Source organism: Mesorhizobium shonense (assembly GCF_040545255.1).
In the GTDB taxonomy this organism is placed as follows: Bacteria; Pseudomonadota; Alphaproteobacteria; order Rhizobiales; family Rhizobiaceae; genus Mesorhizobium; species Mesorhizobium shonense.
This window is the reverse complement of the sequence record NZ_JBEPLM010000008.1, coordinates 91,460-110,895: the sequence shown is the minus strand read 5'-3', so window position 1 is coordinate 110,895 and position 19,436 is coordinate 91,460. Positions and strand designations below refer to the sequence as shown.

General features: G+C 63.5%; 17 protein-coding genes. 9 read left to right on the top strand and 8 right to left on the bottom strand.

Annotated features, from left to right (window positions below; all coding sequences use genetic code 11):
- Nucleotides 1-6: 6 nt before the first annotated feature.
- From ABID26_RS20940 to ABID26_RS20930, 3 genes are all read left to right on the top strand, one after another.
- The gene (locus tag ABID26_RS20940) at nucleotides 7-177 is read left to right on the top strand and encodes a hypothetical protein (RefSeq protein WP_126099663.1); all 171 of its coding nucleotides are present in this window, start codon (nucleotides 7-9) and stop codon (nucleotides 175-177) included.
- An 83-nt stretch (nucleotides 178-260) separates the two neighbouring features.
- On the top strand, nucleotides 261-1,094 hold the full coding sequence (locus ABID26_RS20935) for a helix-turn-helix domain-containing protein (RefSeq protein ID WP_292302339.1): 834 nt from the start codon (nucleotides 261-263) through the stop codon (nucleotides 1,092-1,094).
- 191 nt (nucleotides 1,095-1,285) lie between these two features.
- Nucleotides 1,286-1,705: a VOC family protein gene (locus ABID26_RS20930; RefSeq protein ID WP_126099661.1), complete on the top strand. Its 420-nt coding sequence runs from the start codon at nucleotides 1,286-1,288 to the stop codon at nucleotides 1,703-1,705.
- Between the two features lie 260 nt (nucleotides 1,706-1,965).
- Here the strand turns inward: ABID26_RS20930 and ABID26_RS20925 are convergent, their stop codons facing one another.
- Together ABID26_RS20925 and ABID26_RS20920 are read right to left on the bottom strand one after the other, a co-directional pair.
- Nucleotides 1,966-3,441: a cobyric acid synthase gene (locus ABID26_RS20925; protein WP_126099659.1), complete on the bottom strand. Its 1,476-nt coding sequence runs from the start codon at nucleotides 3,439-3,441 to the stop codon at nucleotides 1,966-1,968.
- Complete coding sequence (locus ABID26_RS20920; RefSeq protein ID WP_354416239.1) at nucleotides 3,441-4,046, bottom strand: dimethylsulfonioproprionate lyase family protein; 606 nt, start codon at nucleotides 4,044-4,046, stop codon at nucleotides 3,441-3,443. The genes ABID26_RS20925 and ABID26_RS20920 overlap by 1 nt, the downstream gene beginning before the upstream one ends.
- A 138-nt stretch (nucleotides 4,047-4,184) precedes the next feature.
- On the opposite strand from ABID26_RS20920, the gene ABID26_RS20915 reads away from it, so the two are divergent.
- The 3 genes from ABID26_RS20915 to mmsB all read left to right on the top strand — a co-directional run bounded on the left by ABID26_RS20915 (nucleotide 4,185) and on the right by mmsB (nucleotide 6,702).
- Complete coding sequence (locus ABID26_RS20915) at nucleotides 4,185-5,354, top strand: isobutyryl-CoA dehydrogenase (RefSeq protein ID WP_354416237.1); 1,170 nt, start codon at nucleotides 4,185-4,187, stop codon at nucleotides 5,352-5,354.
- A 27-nt stretch (nucleotides 5,355-5,381) separates the two neighbouring features.
- Nucleotides 5,382-5,750, top strand: coding sequence for a four helix bundle protein (locus tag ABID26_RS20910; protein WP_126099656.1), 369 nt, complete (start codon nucleotides 5,382-5,384; stop codon nucleotides 5,748-5,750).
- 67 nt (nucleotides 5,751-5,817) lie between these two features.
- Nucleotides 5,818-6,702, top strand: coding sequence for a 3-hydroxyisobutyrate dehydrogenase (mmsB, locus tag ABID26_RS20905; protein WP_292302343.1), 885 nt, complete (start codon nucleotides 5,818-5,820; stop codon nucleotides 6,700-6,702).
- 408 nt (nucleotides 6,703-7,110) lie between these two features.
- On the opposite strand, the gene ABID26_RS20900 is transcribed toward mmsB, so the two are convergent.
- The 6 genes from ABID26_RS20900 to ABID26_RS20875 all read right to left on the bottom strand — a co-directional run bounded on the left by ABID26_RS20900 (nucleotide 7,111) and on the right by ABID26_RS20875 (nucleotide 14,417).
- Nucleotides 7,111-8,490: an aspartate aminotransferase family protein gene (locus ABID26_RS20900; protein WP_292302345.1), complete on the bottom strand. Its 1,380-nt coding sequence runs from the start codon at nucleotides 8,488-8,490 to the stop codon at nucleotides 7,111-7,113.
- Nucleotides 8,491-8,541: 51 nt separating this feature from the next.
- Nucleotides 8,542-8,664, bottom strand: a complete 123-nt coding sequence (locus ABID26_RS20895; RefSeq protein ID WP_126088701.1) for a capsid protein — start codon at nucleotides 8,662-8,664, stop codon at nucleotides 8,542-8,544.
- Between the two features lie 50 nt (nucleotides 8,665-8,714).
- Nucleotides 8,715-10,823 (bottom strand): prolyl oligopeptidase family serine peptidase, encoded by a 2,109-nt coding sequence (locus tag ABID26_RS20890; RefSeq protein WP_292302348.1) that lies wholly within the window; start codon nucleotides 10,821-10,823, stop codon nucleotides 8,715-8,717.
- A gap of 88 nt (nucleotides 10,824-10,911) precedes the next feature.
- Nucleotides 10,912-12,072 (bottom strand): MFS transporter, encoded by a 1,161-nt coding sequence (locus ABID26_RS20885; RefSeq protein ID WP_354416234.1) that lies wholly within the window; start codon nucleotides 12,070-12,072, stop codon nucleotides 10,912-10,914.
- A 93-nt stretch (nucleotides 12,073-12,165) separates the two neighbouring features.
- Complete coding sequence (locus ABID26_RS20880; RefSeq protein ID WP_435528595.1) at nucleotides 12,166-12,390, bottom strand: hypothetical protein; 225 nt, start codon at nucleotides 12,388-12,390, stop codon at nucleotides 12,166-12,168.
- A 95-nt stretch (nucleotides 12,391-12,485) separates the two neighbouring features.
- Entirely contained in the window at nucleotides 12,486-14,417 is a 1,932-nt protein-coding gene (locus ABID26_RS20875; RefSeq protein WP_354416232.1) for a phospholipase D-like domain-containing protein, read from the bottom strand.
- A 204-nt stretch (nucleotides 14,418-14,621) separates the two neighbouring features.
- Here ABID26_RS20875 and ABID26_RS20870 point away from each other — a divergent pair, with 204 nt between their 5' ends.
- From ABID26_RS20870 to ABID26_RS20860, 3 genes are all read left to right on the top strand, one after another.
- Entirely contained in the window at nucleotides 14,622-16,199 is a 1,578-nt protein-coding gene (locus ABID26_RS20870) for a trimethylamine methyltransferase family protein (protein WP_354416230.1), read from the top strand.
- A gap of 163 nt (nucleotides 16,200-16,362) precedes the next feature.
- On the top strand, nucleotides 16,363-16,824 hold the full coding sequence (locus ABID26_RS20865; RefSeq protein WP_354416229.1) for an endonuclease domain-containing protein: 462 nt from the start codon (nucleotides 16,363-16,365) through the stop codon (nucleotides 16,822-16,824).
- Nucleotides 16,821-19,391 carry a GcvT family protein gene (locus ABID26_RS20860; protein WP_354416227.1) on the top strand — a complete coding sequence of 857 codons (2,571 nt, stop codon included), beginning with the start codon at nucleotides 16,821-16,823 and terminating at the stop codon, nucleotides 19,389-19,391. The genes ABID26_RS20865 and ABID26_RS20860 overlap by 4 nt, the downstream gene beginning before the upstream one ends.
- Nucleotides 19,392-19,436 lie beyond the last annotated feature (45 nt).

Genomic DNA, 19,436 nt, shown 5'->3' with positions numbered 1-19,436 from the left:
ACAGACATGAATCTCAGTGCACCCACCCAGATCGTGTTCATTATTTCGTTGGTCATCGCCATCATCGGCCTTCTTGCCGCTCTTGGCCTTCTTGCGTTCATTCCTCTCGCGTCGGTGTGGATTATGCTCATCGCCTACATCGTGCTTGCCGCCGGCTGCCTGATGCGCGGCGCCTGAGCACACCAAATCTCCGGCAACTCGAAGCGCCCGGCCCTGCCGGGCGCTTTTGATTTGAGGGCACGGTCTGCTAGGCTTGAGCCATGTCCGACGAGACAGAGCGCCATAGACAAGACAATCAGTCCCCGGCCCTCCATTTCGAGATGGTCCGGCGCAAACCCGCCGCTTCGCTCGCGGGCATTGTCACCGATGTCTGCGGCTATCGCGAGATTTGGCCCGGCCATTTCCGCATCGTCGAATATGCCTCGCTCACCGTGCCGCTGGTGATCAGTTTTGCCGAAGCCTTCGCCATCGGGCTCGGCCGGAATCCCGGCGACAACGACCGTTTTGCCAGCTTCGCGGCGGGCCTCTATGCCGGCCCCGTCGTGATCGAATCCTTCGGCGGCTCCTGCTGCGTCCAGGTGAATTTCACGCCACTTGGCGCCAGGCGATTCTTCGGCCTGCCGATGAGCGAATTGAAGGACCGCATGGTCGGCCTCGACGATGCGCTGGGCTTCGAGGGCATCGCATTGCGCGAACGGCTAGGCGAAGCACCGGATTGGGACACGCGCTTTGCCATTGCCGAGGGTTTCGTGACCAGCCGGCTTGCGGAGGCCAACGGGCTTTCTTCCGAAGTCGCCTGGGCCTACGGGGCTGTTATCGCGTCGGGCGGCCGCACCCGGATTTCGGCGCTTGCCGGAGAGATCGGCTGGAGCCGCAAGCATCTGGCGGCAAACTTCACCGAAGCGATCGGCATCGGGCCAAAGACATTGTCGCGCATCGTGCGCTTCAACCGTGCGCTTTCGTTATCGAAGCGGCAACAAGACAACTGGGCCGGCATCGCCGCCGATTGCGGCTATGCCGACCAGGCGCATCTGGTGCGCGAGTTTCGTCAGCTCGCCGGCGAAACGCCGACGGCACTCGCCGCACTGGCTTAAAGCATGTCTCCCGAAAGTGGGAACCGGTTTCGGGACAAAGACATGCGTAAAATCAAAAACCTAAAGCGCACGGAGCGAATCTGAAAGATCGCGACGCGCTTTAGCGTCCGCTGCGGCAGGTAACATTTCTTCAAGACGCCGGAATGCTTTTGCCTGAGACTGGCTTCCATCAAGTCATCAGGGAGTTTGTCATGCCCACGGCAACGGAAGCACCTCGCATCTATCCCGCCCTGCGCTACAGGAACGCGGCCAAGATGATCGACTGGCTGTGCGACGCCTTCGGCTTCGAGGTGCGCGCCCGCTACGGCGAAGGCGACATCGTCCATCACGCCGAGCTTACCTTCGGGTCCTCGATGATCATGCTCGGCACCGCCCGCGACGACGACTACGGCAAGATGGTCGGCGAGCCTGGCGGCGGTGGCGGCAAGTCGACCTACATTGCCGTCGATGACGCCGACGCCGCCTATGCCAAGGCGAAGAAGGCCGGCGCCCAGATCATTCAGGAATTGGTCGACCGCGACTACGGCAGCCGCGAGTTCATCTGCCTCGACCCGGAAGGCAATGTCTGGTCCTTCGGCACCTATTGGCCGAAGGCCAGGGAGAAGGCTTGAAACCCTCAGCACCGACGCTGAAGGTTGGCGAAAGCATCCCAACTTCGTCATCCACGGGCGAAGCTCCGTCGCGGAGACCCGAGGATCCATTCCGCTACTTTCGCCGAGGAATGCAGCGGAGCAGAATTCTGCGCGGTTGCAACGCCTTAAGGTCACGGAATGGATTCTATGGTCTGCGCGCGTCGCTTCGCTCCTTGCTCCACCATAGAATGACGACCCGATGAGCGTTTTCGCCAATCTCAGACGTGTTGATGAGAGGTCTATCGCGCGAGCGCAAAAATCGCGTCGCAGTCGAGATGCCTCTCCAGTTCCGTCGCAACCTCGTCCAGCGCCTTCTCGACCTCGGCGCGGTAGTCGATGCCACCTCCTTTGACCCCCAGGCTCTCAAGATAAGCGGCGCGAAAAGCGTCGGCCGAAAACAGCCCGTGCAGGTAGGTTCCGATGACCTTGCCGTCGGCGGAGGTCGCGCCGTCCTCGACGCCGTTGATGATCGCCGACGGTCTCGCCGTGTCAGGACCGGTGGTGCGGCCGAGATGGATCTCATAGCCTTCGAGCGGCAGGCCGAACTGCACCGAACGCGCGCTTGAATTGCGCACCGTCTTTTCCGGCTCCATCACCGTCTCGATGTCGAGCAGGCCGAGGCCTTCCGCTTCGGTGACGCCGCCTTCGATGCCGTCCGGATCGGCTACCCTCCGGCCAAGCATCTGATAACCGCCGCAAATACCGACCACATGGCCGCCGCGCTTGCGATGGGCGATGAGGTCGCGATCCCAGCCATTCTCGCGGAATTTTATCAGATCGCCGATGGTCGATTTGGAGCCGGGGATGACCACCAGCCCGGCATCCTCCGGCAGCTTATTGCCCGGCGGCACAAACACCACCTCGACCTGCGGCTCGGCCTTGAGCGGATCGAGATCGTCGAAATTGGCGATGCGCGAAAGCATCGGCACCGCCACCTTCAGCGCCCGCTTCTCGCCGGAGGCGAGGCGTTCGAGCACGACCGAATCCTCGGACGGCAGCCGCGCGGCAGCCTTCAGCCAGGGCACCACGCCGAAGCAGTGCCAGCCGGTGAATTTCTCGATTGCGCTTATGCCTTCGTCGAACAGCGAGACATCGCCGCGGAACTTGTTGATGAGGTAGCCGACGATCATGCGTCGGTCTTCCTCCGGCAGGATCAGATGCGTGCCGGCGACCGAGGCGATGACGCCGCCGCGGTCGATGTCGCCGACCAGCACCACCGGCACATTGGCACGCGTCGCAAAGCCCATATTGGCGATGTCGCGGTTGCGGAGATTGATCTCGGCGGGCGAGCCGGCGCCCTCGACGATGACGAGATCGGCGCCCTCCCCGACCTTCGCCCAGGAATCCAGCACCGCGTGCATCAGCCGGGCTTTCATCGCCTGGTAATCGCGCGCCCGCGCCTCGCCGAACACCTTGCCCTGCACCACGACTTGCGAGCCGATATCGCTCTGCGGCTTGAGCAGCACCGGGTTCATATGCACGGTCGGGGTCACCCCGCAGGCAAGCGCCTGCAGCCACTGCCCGCGGCCGATCTCGCCGCCGCCGGCTTTGTTGTCGCCGGGAATATCGGCGACGGCGGCGTTGTTCGACATGTTCTGCGGCTTGAACGGCCTGACCTTCAGCCCGCGCTTTTTCGCTGCCCGGCAGAGCCCCGCCACGAGAACCGTCTTGCCGACATCCGAGCCTGTGCCCTGTAGCATGATTGCCTTGGCCATCAGCTCCTGCCCTCCGAGCCGATGATCGACTTCTGTGCCAGCGGCCCATCCCGCCAGATATAGAGCGCCATCAATGGCTCCTTGCCCGTGCGCATGGCGTGACTGACGTTGGACGCGTGGTGGATGACCTCGCCGGCCTCGCGAACCCGAAAACAGCCTTCGCCCATGCGCCATTCGGTGCTGCCGGTCAGCGGAATGTAGATCTCCTCGGCGGTGTGGTGATGGTCGGGATAGACGATGTCAGGCCCGAGGATCAGCAGCCCGGCCGCAACTGCGTCGTTGACGAAATACCCGCGCGTGCCGAACACCTCCAGCCAGCCGTAATTGTCGATGAAGGCCTGGCCGAAATCGGTGGCAGTGTAAGTCTGCCCCCAGCGCAATTCCTCCCGATGGTCGGCCACGAACCGCGCCAGCAGCCGCGCGCCCTGCGGCGCAGCCTCTGCGATGCGGTCGAGATGGCGGAGGCAGCTTAGCGGACGCGGTTCGAGCGGACGGGAGGGCATGTCCCAGTCGATGCGCGCGACCGCATCCGCGACCAGCGCGCTGTCGGCACCGTCGAGATAGAAGTGGAACCGGTCCAGCAACTGATCGGAAACTGTCGGCACGCACGGCTCCGTTGATCAATCCACGCACAGCCGGTCCGCGGGCGGCCGGGTTGCGCGGCGGCATCATTGGTCTAGATTGATTGTTGCGCAAAGCCAAAAACGACAGGCCACAAGGCCTGAAGCGACAGGGAGCACGCCATGGACGCGGCAGTCGATGCGGGCACTGGCCAATTCGAACTCACCGAGGGACAGCGCGCCATCCAGGAGATGGCGGAGGCTTTCGCGGCCGACCGCGTCGCGCCGAACGCGCTCGATTGGGATCGGGCAAAGCACTTTCCCGCCGATGTGATCCGCGAGACCGGGCCGCTCGGCCTCGGCGGCATCTATGTCAAGGACGATGTCGGCGGCTCGGCGCTGGGACGGCTCGACGCGGTGCTGATCTTCGAGGCGCTGGCGCGTGCCGATCCGGCCTTTTCCTCCTTCATCTCGATCCACAACATGGCGGCCTCGATGATCGACCGCTTCGGCAGCGACGAGCAGCGCCGGCGCTTCCTGCCGAAACTGACCTCGATGGAATGGCTGGCGAGCTATTGCCTGACCGAGCCCGGCTCCGGCTCGGATGCCGCCGCGCTGAAGACGCGCGCGGTGAAGAGCGACGGCGATTATGTCCTGAACGGCGCCAAGCAGTTCATCTCGGGCGCAGGCGACAGCGACCTCTACGTCGTCATGGCGCGCAGCGGCGGCGACGGGCCGAAGGGCATTTCGACCTTCGTCGTGCCCAAGGACGCGCCCGGCCTCTCCTTCGGAGCCAACGAGCACAAGATGGGCTGGCACATGCAGTCGACCCGCCAGGTCATCTTCGAGGATTGCAAGGTGCCGGCGGAAAATCTGCTTGCTACGGAAGGCGCCGGCTTCGGCATCGCCATGGCCGGGCTCGACGGCGGCCGGCTCAACATCGCCGCCTGCTCGCTGGGCGGCGCGCAATCGGCCCTCGACAAGGCGCTCGCCTACACCGCCGAGCGCAAGGCCTTCGGATCGAAGATCAACCAGTTCCAGGCGCTGCAGTTCAGGCTGGCCGACATGGAGACGGAGCTGCAGGCAGCCCGCATCTTCCTCTACGCCGCCGCCGCGAAGCTCGATCGCAAGGCGCCGGATGCCGGCAAATGGTCGGCCATGGCCAAGCGCTTCGTCACCGATATCGGCTTCGACGTCGCCAACCAGGCGCTGCAACTGCATGGCGGCTACGGCTATCTGCACGACTACGGCATCGAGAAGCTGGTGCGGGACCTGCGCGTCCATCAGATTCTCGAAGGCACCAACGAGATCATGCGCGTCATCATCGCGAGATCGCTGATTGGTAGGCAGTAGGCAGTAGGCAGTAGGCAGTAGGGAAAGATGACCGGCAAGATCAACTCGTACAAGGATTTGATCGTCTGGCAGCAGGCCATGGATTTGGCTGTCGCGACCTACTCCTTGACCAAGGCATGGCCAAAAGAGGAATTGTATGGGCTGACCAGCCAAGTTCGCCGCTCAGCCACGTCTATCCCTGCAAACATTGCGGAAGGTTACGGCCGAGACAACACCGGCTCTTACCAACAGTTTCTCAGGATAGCCCAAGGCTCTCTAAAGGAGCTTGAGACGCATCTCCAGATCGCTGAACGCATCGGCCTGGCCACTCGTAATGAGGTCCATCATATGCTGTCAGCCACAGAAGCCATCGGAAAAATGCTTCGCCAGCTTATTATCAAGCTCGCACCTGAATAGACCCCCTACTGCCTACTGCCTACTGCCTACTGCCTACTGCCTACTGCCCAAATCACGGAGTACTACTATGACGACGATCGCCTTCATCGGCTTGGGTAACATGGGCAATCCGATGGCCGCCAACCTCGTAAAGGCGGGGTATGCGGTGAACGGCTTCGATCTTGTTCCGGAAAACCTCACCGTCGCGAAAGAGCACGGCGTGACGGTGATGGCCAACGCCGTCGCCGCGGTGAAGGACGCCGATGTCGTCATCACCATGCTGCCGGCCGGCAAGCATGTGCTGTCGGTCTACGAGGACATCGCGCCCAAGGCGAAGCAAGGCGCTTTGTTCATCGACTCCTCGACCATCGATGTCGAATCGGCGCGCAAGGCGCACGCGATTGCCGCCAGGCATGGCCTGCCGTCGATCGACGCACCGGTCTCCGGCGGCACGGGTGGCGCCGCCGCCGGCACGCTGACCTTCATGGCCGGCGGCTCGGACGCGGCCTTTGCCGCCGCCGAGCCGATCCTGAAGCCGATGGCCGGCCGCATCGTCCATTGCGGCGGCGACGGCGCCGGCCAGGCCGCCAAGATCTGCAACAACATGATCCTCGGCATCTCGATGATCGGCGTTGCCGAGGCCTTCGTGCTGGCCGAAAGGCTCGGCCTGTCGCACCAGGCGCTGTTCGACGTCGCCTCCACTTCCTCCGGCCAGTGCTGGTCGCTCACCACCTACTGCCCGGTGCCCGGCCCTGTTCCGGCCTCGCCCGCCAACCGCGACTACAAGCCAGGCTTTGCCGCAGCCCTCATGCTGAAGGATCTGAAACTGTCGCAAGAGGCCGCGCAAAGCGCCGGCGCGGTGACGCCTCTCGGCGCCGAGGCGACGCAGCTCTACGCGCTGTTCAATGCACAAGGGAATGCCGGCGTCGATTTTTCCGGCATCATAAATTTCCTGCGCGGCGATAAAAGCTAAACAACTGCTTTCAAAGGCTTATCAGCGGATTTTTTCGACACAAAGCCGGCAAATTTAGATTTGCTTAAGCTCTCGATAACCCACCGGTAACGATGTGCCTTTAAAACGGACTGCGAGGCGGACATCGCAACCGCCCGGCGCTCCGGATCAGGTCTCGCGTACCGGAGCCCGTAAGTTTCGCAAGTCGCTCGTAGCGAAACGCCATGCGTATCTGGCAAAGCCGCGTTCCCTTTGGGGCGCGGTTTTTGCCTTTACACGCCCCTTCTCGCAGACATCGTTGGTAGCGCCCCTCGGTCAGTTTGCCGCGATGGCATAGAGTCGCCGGCGGGACAGAGGGGGGCGCACAGGATCGCTACGGATATCATTCCGCAACGCTCCTTCGCCCCCTAGATGCCAGGGTCGCCTCGCTCAGCGCTTGCGTAGGTCCGCCTCGGCAAGATCGAGCGCCTTGGCGATGCGCTCGCAGGCCATGTCGATCGTGCCGCGCGTCCAGATCAGCGGCGGCGACAGAATCATCGTGTCGCCGGTCGCGCGCAGCATCATGCCTTGCGCGATCGCATGGTCGCGCACGACGACGGCGGCGCTTCCCGACGGCAAGAAGCGTTCCTTGGTCGCCTTGTCTTTGACGATCTCGATCGCCCCCATCAAGCCGATCGAGCGCACCTCGCCGACCAGCCTGTGGCCGGCGATGCGCTCCTGCAGCGCCTGCGCGAAATAGGGACCGGTGTCGGTCCTGACGCGCTCGACCAGGCCCTCCCGCTCGATGATCTCGAGGTTCTTCAGCGCCACCGCGCAGGCCACCGGATGACCGGAATAGGTGTAACCGTGATAGAACTCGCCGCCCTTCTCGACCAGCGTCTTGCTGATACGGTCGCCGACCAGCAGTGCCGACAGCGGCTGGTAGCCTGAAGTCAGCGCCTTGGCGGTGGTGATGGTGTCGGGTTCCACGTCGAACGTCTGCGCGGCGAACCATTCGCCGGTGCGGCCATAGCCGGTGATCACCTCGTCGAGCATCAGGAGCACATCGTATTTGCGGCAGATGCGCTGTACCTCCGGCCAGTAGCTCATCGGCGGGATTTTTACTCCGCCCGCGCCCATGACCGGCTCGCCGATGAAGGCGGCGACCTTGTCGGCGCCGGCTTCCAGGATCGCGTCCTCGACCGCCTTGGCAGCACGGATGCCGAAATCATGGTCGCTTTCGCCGGGCAGCGCGAGCTCATAGGCATAAGGCATCATCACATGGACGATGTTGGGCACGGCGCCGCCGAGCTGCTTGTGCATCGGCTCCATGCCGCCGAGCGAGGTGCCGGCGATGGTCGAGCCGTGATAGCCCATCTTGCGCGAGATGATGCGGTTCTTCTCCGGTTTGCCTTCGAGCGCCCAATAGTGGCGAACGAGCCGCAGCGCCGTGTCGTTGGCCTCCGAACCGGACGAGCCGTAGAAGACCTGGCCGACATGCTTGGGCGCCAGTTCGGCCAGCTTCTTCGACAACAGCACCGGCGTCGGCGTCGAGCATTTGAAGAAGGAGTTGTAGTAAGGCAGTTCCTTCATCTGCGCATAAGCGGCGTCCGCCAGCTCGTCGCGGCCGTAGCCGACATTGACGCACCACAGGCCCGCCATGCCGTCGAGGATCTCCGATCCTTCCGAATCGTAGATGAACGGGCCATCGGCGCGGGTGATGATGCGTGAGCCTGCCTCGCGCAGTTCCTTGTGGTCGGTGAAGGGATGAAGGTGATGCGCGGCATCGATCTGCTGAAGCTGCTTCAGCGAATAGTTCTGATAGGTCATGGGTTTGATCTTTCCTCTTGAATCAATCCGGCAGCAGCCGGGGCGGATTCGTCAGAGGAAGGCGGGCGGCGAATAGCCGATGCGGGCGCACAGCCGCAAAAGCTCGGCACGCAGCGTGCGCGGTGACGGCGTCACCGCGACCCCGAAGGCGCCTGATGTGCTGATGCGAACCATGGCAGCACATTAAGCCGCCCATGGCCACGAATTCAAGCTGTACCGCGTTTTCAGTCGAGCACCGGATTTTCCGAAAACCGGCTTCCACTTTTCGGTTCGGTGCTCAGCGCCCGCTGCAGAAAGACATAGCGCATCGCCGTTTGCGCGGCCTGCGGGCGGCGGTCGCCGCGTCCGCCATGTCCGCCTTCGGTCTCTTCGAAGAACAACGTCTTGCCGTGACCGGCGGCCTGCAGCCGCGCCGCCATCTTGCGCGCATGGCCGGGATGGACGCGGTCGTCGGCGGTCGAGGTCATCAGGAGCACGGGCGGATAGGCGGCATTCGCCGCGACATGCTGATAGGGCGAATAGACGCCAAGCCAAGCCGCCTCCTCCGGCTTCGACGGGTCGCCATATTCGGCAATCCACGAGGCGCCGGGCGGCAATTCGGTGTAGCGCAGCATGTCGAGCAGCGGCACGTCGATGATGACGGCTCCGAAAAGGTCCGGCCGCTGTGTCAACGACACACCGGTGAGCAGGCCGCCATTCGAGCCGCCTTGTATGCCGAGTTGCGCCGCCGTTGTGATGCCGCGCCTGACCACATCCTCCGCCACCGCGGCGAAATCGTCGAAAGCCTTCTGGCGATTAGCCTTGAGCGCCGCCTGATGCCAGGCCGGACCGAACTCGCCGCCGCCGCGGATATTGGCCTGCACATAGGCGTTGCCCTTGTCCAGCCAGAGTCTGCCGCGGATGCCGGCATAGCCGGGCAAGAGCGGCACTTCGAAGCCGCCATAGCCGTAAAGCAGCGCCGGCGCCGGCCCCGTCTGGTCCCGGCGCCGCACCACGAAATACGGAATCATCGTACCGTCCCTCGAGCGCGCCTCGAACTGCTCCGAAATGTAAGGCGAGGCATCGAAGCGCGCCGGCTGCGATTTCACCGTTTGAAGCATCTCGCCATCGTCGTCCGACCAGATGATCGAGCTCGGTGTCAGGAAATCGGTGAAGGAGAAGGAGACGCTGGAACCGAAATGCTCGGCATGGCTGATGCCGACATTGCCGTTGCCGGGCAGGCCGACCGGCTTCAGCGACCAGCCCTTGTCGGTGCGATCGCAAACGACGACCTTGCCGCGCACATTGTCCATCAGGTTGATAAACAGCCGGTCCTGCGTCCTGGCGAGCCCAGCGATCGAAACGCGATGGGCCGGCTCCAATAGAGTTTCCAAAGGTCCGAACGTGCCATTTTCGATCCAGCGGTCGAAATCCACGGAGTAGAGCCCGTCGGGCAGGCAGGGTGTGCCGTCGGGCGCCGTCCACGGACTGCGCACGCCGAAAACGAGCTGTCCCTTGAAGACCGCCGTGTCGGTGGCGTCGTCGGGCAGCGGAACGCGCCGGTTCTCGCCCGATGCCAGCCGCAGGAAGCTGTGCGAGGTGAAGAAGTCGATGGTCCTGCCAAGCAGCACATGCCGCTTGTCGCCATCGAACTCGACACCGCCGCCGACCGCAAGGTGATGCTTCTCGCCTTCGAAGATCGGCGTAGCGTCTTCCAGCTTCGTGCCGCGCCGCCAGAGCTTGATCACGCGCGGGTAGCCGGACTGGGTCTTGTCGCCCTCCTCGAACGCGGCCGAGACGATCACCGTGTCCTTGTCCAGCCAGGAAAAACCCGACTTCGAGGCGGGAGCGCGAAAACCGTCTTCAACGAAGGATTTCGTCGCGATGTCGAACTCGCGCATCTCGCTGGCGTCGCCGCCATCCGGCGACATGGAGAGCAGGCAGAGGTCGAAATCGGGATAGAGCCGGCTGGCGCCACCGAACACCCATTTCACGCCCTCCTTGGCCGAGAGCTGGTCGAAATCGATGATCGTCTCCCATTCGGGCTTGTCGGTCTTGTAGGAAGCGACCGTTGTGCGCCGCCACAGGCCGAGCGCATTGGTCTTGTCCTGCCAGAAATTATAGACATGGCCGGCGAGCGCCGCACCGACCGGGATATTGTCCTCGGCGGTCATCAGGTCGAGCGCGGTTTCGAACGCGCCCTGATAGGAAGGGTCGCCCTGCAATTCGGCGACCGTCACCGCATTCTGGCGATGAACCCAGTCGAGCGCTTCCTTGCCGTTGCGGTCCTCCAGCCAGAGGAAGGGATCCTCGGCCGCCAATTCGGGCTGGGTTTTCGTCATCGGGCTGGTCATGCAGGTCTCCGGGATCTCGTCTGGCAGGTCCTGCCTACATCGCGTTCGTCAAGCGAACATTCAAGAGCAGGCTCGACGGCTTCTCAGCCTACACCACTCGCCTGCGAAAGACGGTCGTTACGGCCAATGCCGCGCAGATCGCGCCGAGCGTCACCGGAAGGCCCGCCGCGCCAATCACGTCCATCACGCCACCGGCGAGCGGCGGCACGACGATGCCGCCGACACCCCACATCAGCGAGAAGGCGGCGTTGCCGGCGACCAGCGGCGAGCCCGCAAAACGCTCGCCGAGCTCGATGATCGACGTCGTGTAGATGCCGTAGGACACCGCGCCCCATATGAAGACGCAAGGCCAGATCAGCGGCGTCTCGATCAGCATCGGCAACAGCACGCAGCCGAGGATCGTCACCGAAACGCAGCCGAACCGCACCAGGCGGGCCGTCAGCCTTTCGGCGAGCAGGCCGAGCGGCACCTGCATGGCGATGTTGCCGGCAATCATCACCGACAGCAGCGCCGACATGCGTGCCTCGGGAATGCCGTAATGCGTGCCGTAGACGGGAAGCAGCGCCAGCACCGACTGCTCGAAACCGGCTGCGACGACGACCGCCGACAGAAGCAGCCAGGCGAGCGGCATGAAGCCCAGCACTGAAACGTTCTCGCCGGCCTGATCAACCTTGGGCAGGCGTTTGACCACGACCGCCAGGCAGGCGCCGCAGAAGAGGAAGGCAAGGATACCAACCAGGAAGGGCGGCCAGCCCTCGGTGCCGACGGCAAGCAGGCAGAGCGGCCCGGCCGCGAAACCCGCCGAGATGATGGTCGAATAGATGCCCATGACGCGCCCGCGCCGCGATGGCGGCGCCAGTGCGATCACCCAGATTTCGCTGAGCACATAAAGTGGATTGGTCACCACGCCGATCAGGAAGCGCAGCGGAAACCACAAATAGACGTCTTGCGTCCAGCCGATCAGCGCCAGCACCAGCGCCGACAGCACGGCGCAAGTGAGCGCGGTGCGCCCTGCCCCGAACCGGCGCGCCAGCCCCGGGATCAGCGGCGAGGACAGGATGAAGCCGACCGGCGTCATCGCCGCCGACAGGCCGATCACGGCCGGCGACACGCCCTGCCGCTGCAGGATGAAGCTGAGCAGCGGATAGGAGAACCCCTGCGCGATGGCGAACACCGACACCGTCGCGATCACGCCGGTGATCGCCGCCCATTGCATCCTCTCGCCGGTCTCTGATTTCGCCAGAGCCATCATCCCTGCTCCAATCGCTCGGAGCCTTAGCCGTTGTCGGCGATTGCCGTAAGGCCCACGGCTCGCGAAGGCGCATACTCCAGCCAATACCTGTCAGGAGCGCCGGCGCTGCAAGGAGCGGTAGGATCCGAAACCCACAAGCAGCGCGTCGAGCCCGGCGATCACCGCCGGCAGCCCGACCGGTCCGATCGCCTGCATCAGCGCGCCGGCGCCAGGTGGGCCGACGACGCCGCCGACGCCCCACATCAAGGCGAAAGCGGCGTTGCCGGCGACCAAAGCCGTGCCCTTAAAGCGGCTGCCGAGCTCGATCAGCGCCATGGTGTAGACGCCGTAACAGCGCCCATGACCACGAGCACCGGCCAGACGAACGGCGTCGCGGCAACAGGTCAGCGCGTCGTCGTCTCAACCACGCCTTATGGAAAATACCGGGCGATCGCCCCCTTCTTGCCGTCGACATAGGGTTTAAGCCACTTGTCATCGATCGCTATTCCGTCGTCGTCCGACGGGCCTTTTCCGATCGTCCGGCGCCAGGCGCGGAATTTGTAGTGATCGAATATGTCGAGCATGTGCACCGCATACGCCGCCGCAAACGTCTTATCGCCCTCCACGATCACCAGGTTCTCATCGTTCTCGTAGGAAGCCTTGTAGCCGAGGTTGTGGCTGCCGGTGATCACGGTGGCGTTGTCTGCCATCGGGTCGATGATGACAATCTTGTCGTGCACAATGGCGTGGCCGATAGTGAGTACCTCCGCCTGGAAATCTCTGGCGATCGAGGCGGCGGTCAGGTTCGCCGCCCTCACGATCGAGACGTTCGGCAACTCCCAGACCTTTTCCGGATAGACGAAAGGTGCCTTGCCGTCCTTGTTCGACTTGTGGGTGACCGGATCCTTTGTCGGCGCGACGTAGTTGGGCATGGCGCTTTCATCGCTGATGGCGCCCTGCACGATTAGCTTCGGATTGGCCTTGGCTGCCGCGACCGCGTGGTCGATGATCGAATTGTCGCCGAGCACCGAGGGATTGAAGACCAGAAACAGCACCGCATCCTTCGCTGCCTTAATGCGGGCGAAAACATCGCCGAGGTCGACGGGCAGGACAGAAATGTCCTTCTTGTTGCGCTTGGGATCATTCGGCGAGAACCACACGGTAAGCCCATTCAACGGCGCCGTCGCACCATTCAATGGGTTCGGTATGTGGTTTTCCGTACGAAACGGCGCGCCTTGCGTCTGCGCGACATGACCGGGCGCGCCTTCATTGACCGGCGGCGGAAAGGCGTCGGCCTTCATACGCTCCCAATAGGCGTTGAACACCTCCGCCATAGCCCGATCGTCGCGGACAAAAGCGTTGTTGGATTGTCCGCAAATACCGGTCGACGTCCAGTTGGTACTGCCGGTCATGACGGCTTGCGGCTTGCCTTGGGCGTCGCGGTAAACGGCGAATTTGTTGTGGCCGATATGGTTGTTGTTGAACAGCCGGTCGGTGAGCGGCACGCCTGCGTCACGCAGCCGCTTTCTGAACGGGGCATTGCCGGCGTCCCAGACTTCGGATTTGTCGTCTTCGGGCGCATCGAAAGGCCGGTCCTTGGCTGAATTGGAAAGAATGACCTCGACGAAATCCTTGGCGTCGGTGATCGCCTTGCACAATTCGTCGTCGCCCAGTTCATAAAGCGCAAGCCTGACGGTGCCGCCTTCGGCCTTGGCCCGTTCCAGCAGGCTGGTCAGCACATTCGGCACGTCGCCATGAAGATAGGCCCGTATCTTGCTCGCCGGGTTCTGCAATTCCGCCCTGATCTTGTCGCGCTGCCCGACTTTGATGCCAGCTTCCGCTAGCGCATGCGACATCCATTGCGTCGACAGCACGCCATTGGTGAAGGCGACACGGGCCTTGCCGAACATCTGCCCGAGAAAGACCGGTGGGCTCGTGGCGCCCTGCCCAAGATAGCCGAGCGGCCGCGGTGCGCCTTCATATGCAGGTTTGCCGTCGACGACCTGGTCTGGGCGCACGGGCACCGGATCGAGGCCCGGTTTCATGTCGCCGACCGGCCGCACTCGATAGGCGATCCTCTCACCCTCCGGTCTTAGATCGAGGCTATCGCGGCGCCGGCGCAGCGTAAGATCGCGCCAAAAGGTCTTCTGCACAGGCCACACGCCGGTGTCCTGGGGAATCCATCTTGGGTTGCGCTGTCCCTTGAACGGCACCCACGATGCCAGGCAACGCTCCTCGCCGGTATCCGGATAAATACGGACGATCTCGAAGCCAAGGCAGCCCGGGATTATCCCATCAATATCCCATGCCAGGAACGCGACCTCGTTGTTGGTCGCCGCACGCACCTTGATGACATCAGGCATCGTTACCCCCTTCGGATGCACAACGCACAAGTGTAGTAGAAGTAAAAGACAGAACTGTAACGGCCCTCACATTGCAGTGCTGACGGCACCCGGCTCCCGTTCCGTCATGTCGCTTCCCTCGCCCTAGTGGTCGCCGCCTCCTCACCGGCGAGATTGCCGCCGGTCCATTATGCCGGCCACTTTCGCATCCTCACGAGGCTTCTCATGACCGCCGCTCTTCATCCCGCCGAACCGGCATTGGCAACAGATCGCGCCCGCCGCGGCGGCCGTGCGGGGAAGCGCGCCGGTGGGTCGGCAGCCTTCGAGCAACCTGCTTTCCGGCAGTTGAAGAACCCATTGACGCCGACGAAGTTCGTCTCCGACGACGAGCTGGAATCGATCCATCTCGCTTCGCTGCGCGTGCTCAAGGAGATCGGCGTCGACGTGCTGCATGAGGAAGCCCGCCGCATCATGAAGGCGCATGGCGCTGACGTGAGCGAAGGCAGCGAGCGCGTGCGCTTCGACAGCGACATGATCCTCGATCTCGTCTCGCACTGCCCGCCGGAATTCACGCTCCATGCCCGCAATCCAGCGCACAATCTGCGCTTCGGCGGCAACAACGTCATCTTGGCCATGATGGCCTCGGCGCCCAATTGCTCTGACCTCGATGGTGGCCGGCGGCCCGGCAACCAGGCCGACTACCGCAACTTCCTGCGCCTGACGCAGATGCACAACATCTTGCAGTGCACTGGCGGCTATCCGGTCGAGCCGATCGACATCCATCCATCGGTCCGGCATCTCGAATGCATCCGCGACCTCGCCATGCTGACCGACAAGGTCTTCCACATCTATTCGCTCGGCAAGGAGCGCAATGTCGACGGCATCGAGATCGCCCGCATTGCACGGGGCGTCAGCCGCGAGCAGCTGATGCAGGAGCCGTCGGTCTTCACCATCATCAACACCAATTCGCCGCTCAAGCTCGACGTGCCGATGATGGAAGGCATCATCCAGATGGCGAGCATGGGCCAGGCGGTGATCGTGACGCCGTTCACGCTCTCCGGCGCCATGGCGCCGGTCACCATCGCCGGCGCGCTGGTGCAGCAGAATGCCGAGGCGCTTTCCGGCATCGCCTTCGCGCAGATGGTGAAGAAGGGCGCGCCGGTCGGCTATGGCGGCTTCACCTCCAATGTCGACATGAAATCCGGCGCGCCGGCCTTCGGCACGCCCGAATATATGAAGGCGCAGCTCGTCGGCGGCCAGCTCGCCCGGCGCTACAACATCCCCTACCGCACCTCCAACACCTGCGCCGCCAACACGGTCGACGCGCAGGCGGCCTATGAAAGCGTCTTCTCGCTGTGGGGCGCCATCCAGGGCGGCGGCAATCTGATGATGCACGGCGCCGGCTGGCTGGAAGGCGGCCTGCGCTGCTCCTACGAAAAGACCATCCTCGACATCGATTTGCTGCAGATGGTGGCCGAATTCCTGACCCCGCTGGACCTCTCCGAGGACGCGCTCGGCTTCGACGCCATCCAGTCTGTCGGCCCGGGCGGCCATTTCTTCGGCACCCAGCATACGCAGGAGCGCTACAAGACCGCCTTCTACTCGCCGATCGTCTCCGACTGGCGCAATTTCGAGACCTGGACCGAGGCGGGCTCGCCGACGGCGCTGGAGCGGACCAACAAGGTGTGGAAGGAACGCCTTGCCGCCTACGAAGAGCCCTACATGGATCCGGCGATCCGCGAGGAGCTCAACGACTTCGTCGAGAAGCGCCGCGCCGAAGGCGGCGCGCCGACAGATTTCTGATCATTGTTTTGACCTGATGAGCAGTCGACCCCCACTCCGTCGAGCTTCGCTCGACACCTCTCCCCCGGTCGACGGGGGAGAGGAAAGGCGCGAGGCGATTCCAGCTGGCGCCCTTCCTCTCCCTCCGGAGGGGGGAGAGGTGGCGCCGCGAAGCGGCGACGGAGTGGGGGAAGCCCTCCGTGAAACGCGTAGTCGCCGCAAACAGGGCACGACCCAGCGAGCAAAAAACCTCAGGCAAGCCGGCAATCAGGCGGAAGCATTGCTTTGGCTTGAGCTGAAGTCACGCAAGCTTGGCGGCTATCGCTTTACGCGTCAGTTTTCCATCGGTCCCTTTTTCGCTGACTTCGCTTGCCGCGAAAAATGGCTTGTCGTTGAGCTCGATGGGCACCAACACGCCGACAGTTCATACGACCGCCGTCGTGACGGCATCATGCGTGCTCAAGGCAATTCGATCCTGCGCCTTTGGAGCCATGACGTCCTGAAACATCGTGCTTCCGTCTGTGAAACCATCCTTGCCGCGCTTGATGGCAGGCTGGCCGAAAACATCGTCGCCCCCGATCTGCGCTTTGTTTTCTCGCCCCGCTCACTCGATTCAGTCTCTTCAAAAACGGATCTATCTTCATGAAATCCCACGTAAAAGCGGTTGTCATCGGCGGCGGTGTCGTCGGCTGCTCTGTGCTCTACCACCTCGCCAAGGCCGGATGGACCGACATCATGCTGATCGAGCGTTCGGAGCTGACCTCCGGCTCGTCCTGGCATGCGGCGGGCGGCTTCCATACGCTGAACGGCGACCCGAACGTCGCCAAGCTGCAGGCCTATACGGTCCAGCTCTACAAGGAGATCGAGGAACTCTCCGGCCAGTCCTGCTCGCTGCACCTCACCGGCGGCGTGATGATGGCCGATACGCCGGAGCGCATGGATTTCCTGCGGCTGGCCCACGCCAAGGGCCGCTATCTCGGCATGGACACCGAGCTGATCACGCCTTCCGAGGCGAAGGCGATGTTCCCGCTGATGGACGAGAAGAATTTCGTCGGCGCCATGTGGGACCCGGTCGAGGGCCATCTCGATCCGTCCGGCACCACCCACGCCTATGCCAAGGCGGCGCGCAAGCTCGGCGCCGAGATCGTGCTGCGCAACCGCGTCGTCGAGCTGACGCAGGAGGCCGACGGCACCTGGAACGTCATCACCGAACAGGGCACGGTTCATGCCGAGCATGTCGTCAACTGCGGCGGCCTGTGGGCGCGCGAGATCGGCCGCATGGTCGGCGTCGAGCTGCCGGTGCTGGCGATGGAGCACATGTACCTCTTGACCGAGCCGATGCCGGAGGTCGAGGCATTCAACAAGTCGACCGGCCGCGAGATGATCGGCGTGCTCGACTTCAAGGGCGAGATCTACACCCGCCAGGAGCGCAACGGCATCCTGCTCGGCACCTATGAGAAGGCCTGCAAGCCGTGGTCGCCGGTCAACACGCCCTGGGATTTCGGCCACGAGCTGTTGCAGCCCGACATCGACCGCATCGCGCCGTCGCTGGAGATCGGCTTCAAGCATTTCCCCGGCATCGAGAAGGCCGGCATCAAGCAGATCATCAACGGCCCCTTCACCTTCGCGCTCGACGGCAACCCGCTGGTCGGTCCGGTGCAGGGCCTGACCAACTTCTGGTGCGCCTGCGCCGTCATGGCCGGCTTCAGCCAGGGCGGCGGCGTCGGCCTCGCTTTGTCCAACTGGATGGTGCATGGCGATCCGGGCTTCGACGTCTGGGGCATGGACGTCGCCCGCTTCGGCGAATGGGCGACCCTGCGCTACACCAACGCCAAGGTGCGCGAGAATTATTCGCGGCGATTCTCGATCCGCTTCCCGAACGAGGAACTGCCGGCCGCGCGTCCGGCGCAGACGACGCCGCTCTACGACACCATGCTCGCCAACAACGCGGTCATGGGCGACTCGTGGGGCCTGGAAACACCGCTCTGGTTCGCGCCGAAGGGCACCGAGCCGAAGGACATCGTCTCGTTCCATCGCTCCAACGATTTCGGCCCGATCGGCGAGGAAGTGCGTGCCACGCGTGAGAAGGTCGGCGTCACCGAGATCGCCAACTTCGCCAAATACGAAGTCTCGGGTCCCGGAGCGGAGGATTTCCTCAACCGGCTGATGACCAACCGCATGCCGAAGATCGGCCGCATCGTGCTAAGCCCGATGGTCAACGAGTTCGGCAAGCTGATCGGCGACTTCACCATCGCCAAGACCGGCGAGGACCGTTTCATGATCTGGGGCTCGTCGGCGGCGCAGAAATATCACATGCGCTGGTTCGAGAAGCACCTGCCGAAGGACGGATCTGTGCGTATCCATCGCTTCGACCAGACGCTGGTCGGCCTGTCCATCGCCGGGCCGAAATCCCGCGATCTGTTGCAGAAGCTGGTCGATGTCGACGTCTCGACCAAGGCCTTCCGCTTCATGGACTTCCGCGAGATGGCGGTCGGCGGCGCGCCCTGCATGGTCAACCGCATCACCTATACCGGCGACCTCGGCTACGAGATCTGGATGGCGCCCGCCTACCAGCGCCTGGTGTACAAGGCGATCAAGGACGCGGGCGAAGAGTTCGGCATCGTCGATTTCGGCATGCGCGCGCTGCTGTCGATGCGCCTGGAAAAGAACTTCCCGACCTGGTTCCGCGAACTTCGTCCGATCTACGGCCCCTTCGAAGGCTCGATGGACCGCTTCATCAAGCTCGAGAAGAACGACTTCATCGGCCGTGAGGCGTCGGCGAAGGAACAGGCCGAGGGGCCGAAGCTGCGCCGCGTCTCCTTCATCGTCGACGCGGCCGACGCCGACGTGATGGGCGACGAGCCGATCTGGGCCAAGGTCAGCAAGGATTACGGCACGGTGGAAAAGCCGCATGGCTATGGCGCGCCGCGCTTCGATGAGACGGGCAAGGAAGTCCGCGGCTCCAAGGCCGCCGAAGGCGCCTCCGCCGTGCGCGGCATCGTCGACGGCGAGTGGCGCGTCGTCGGCTGGGTGACCTCGGGCGGCTACGCGCATTATGTGCGGAAGTCGATGGCGCAGGGCTTTGTGCCCGCGGCCCTTGCCGAGGACGAAAGCGCCGGCCTGTTCGAGATCGAGATCCTCGGCCACCGCCGCCCGGCCCGCATCAATGTCGAGCCGCCCTTCGACCCGAGCGGCGAGAAGATGCGCACATAAGGAACCTGCACCTCTTTCGGATCTCGTGGGTGGCCGGCTATATTA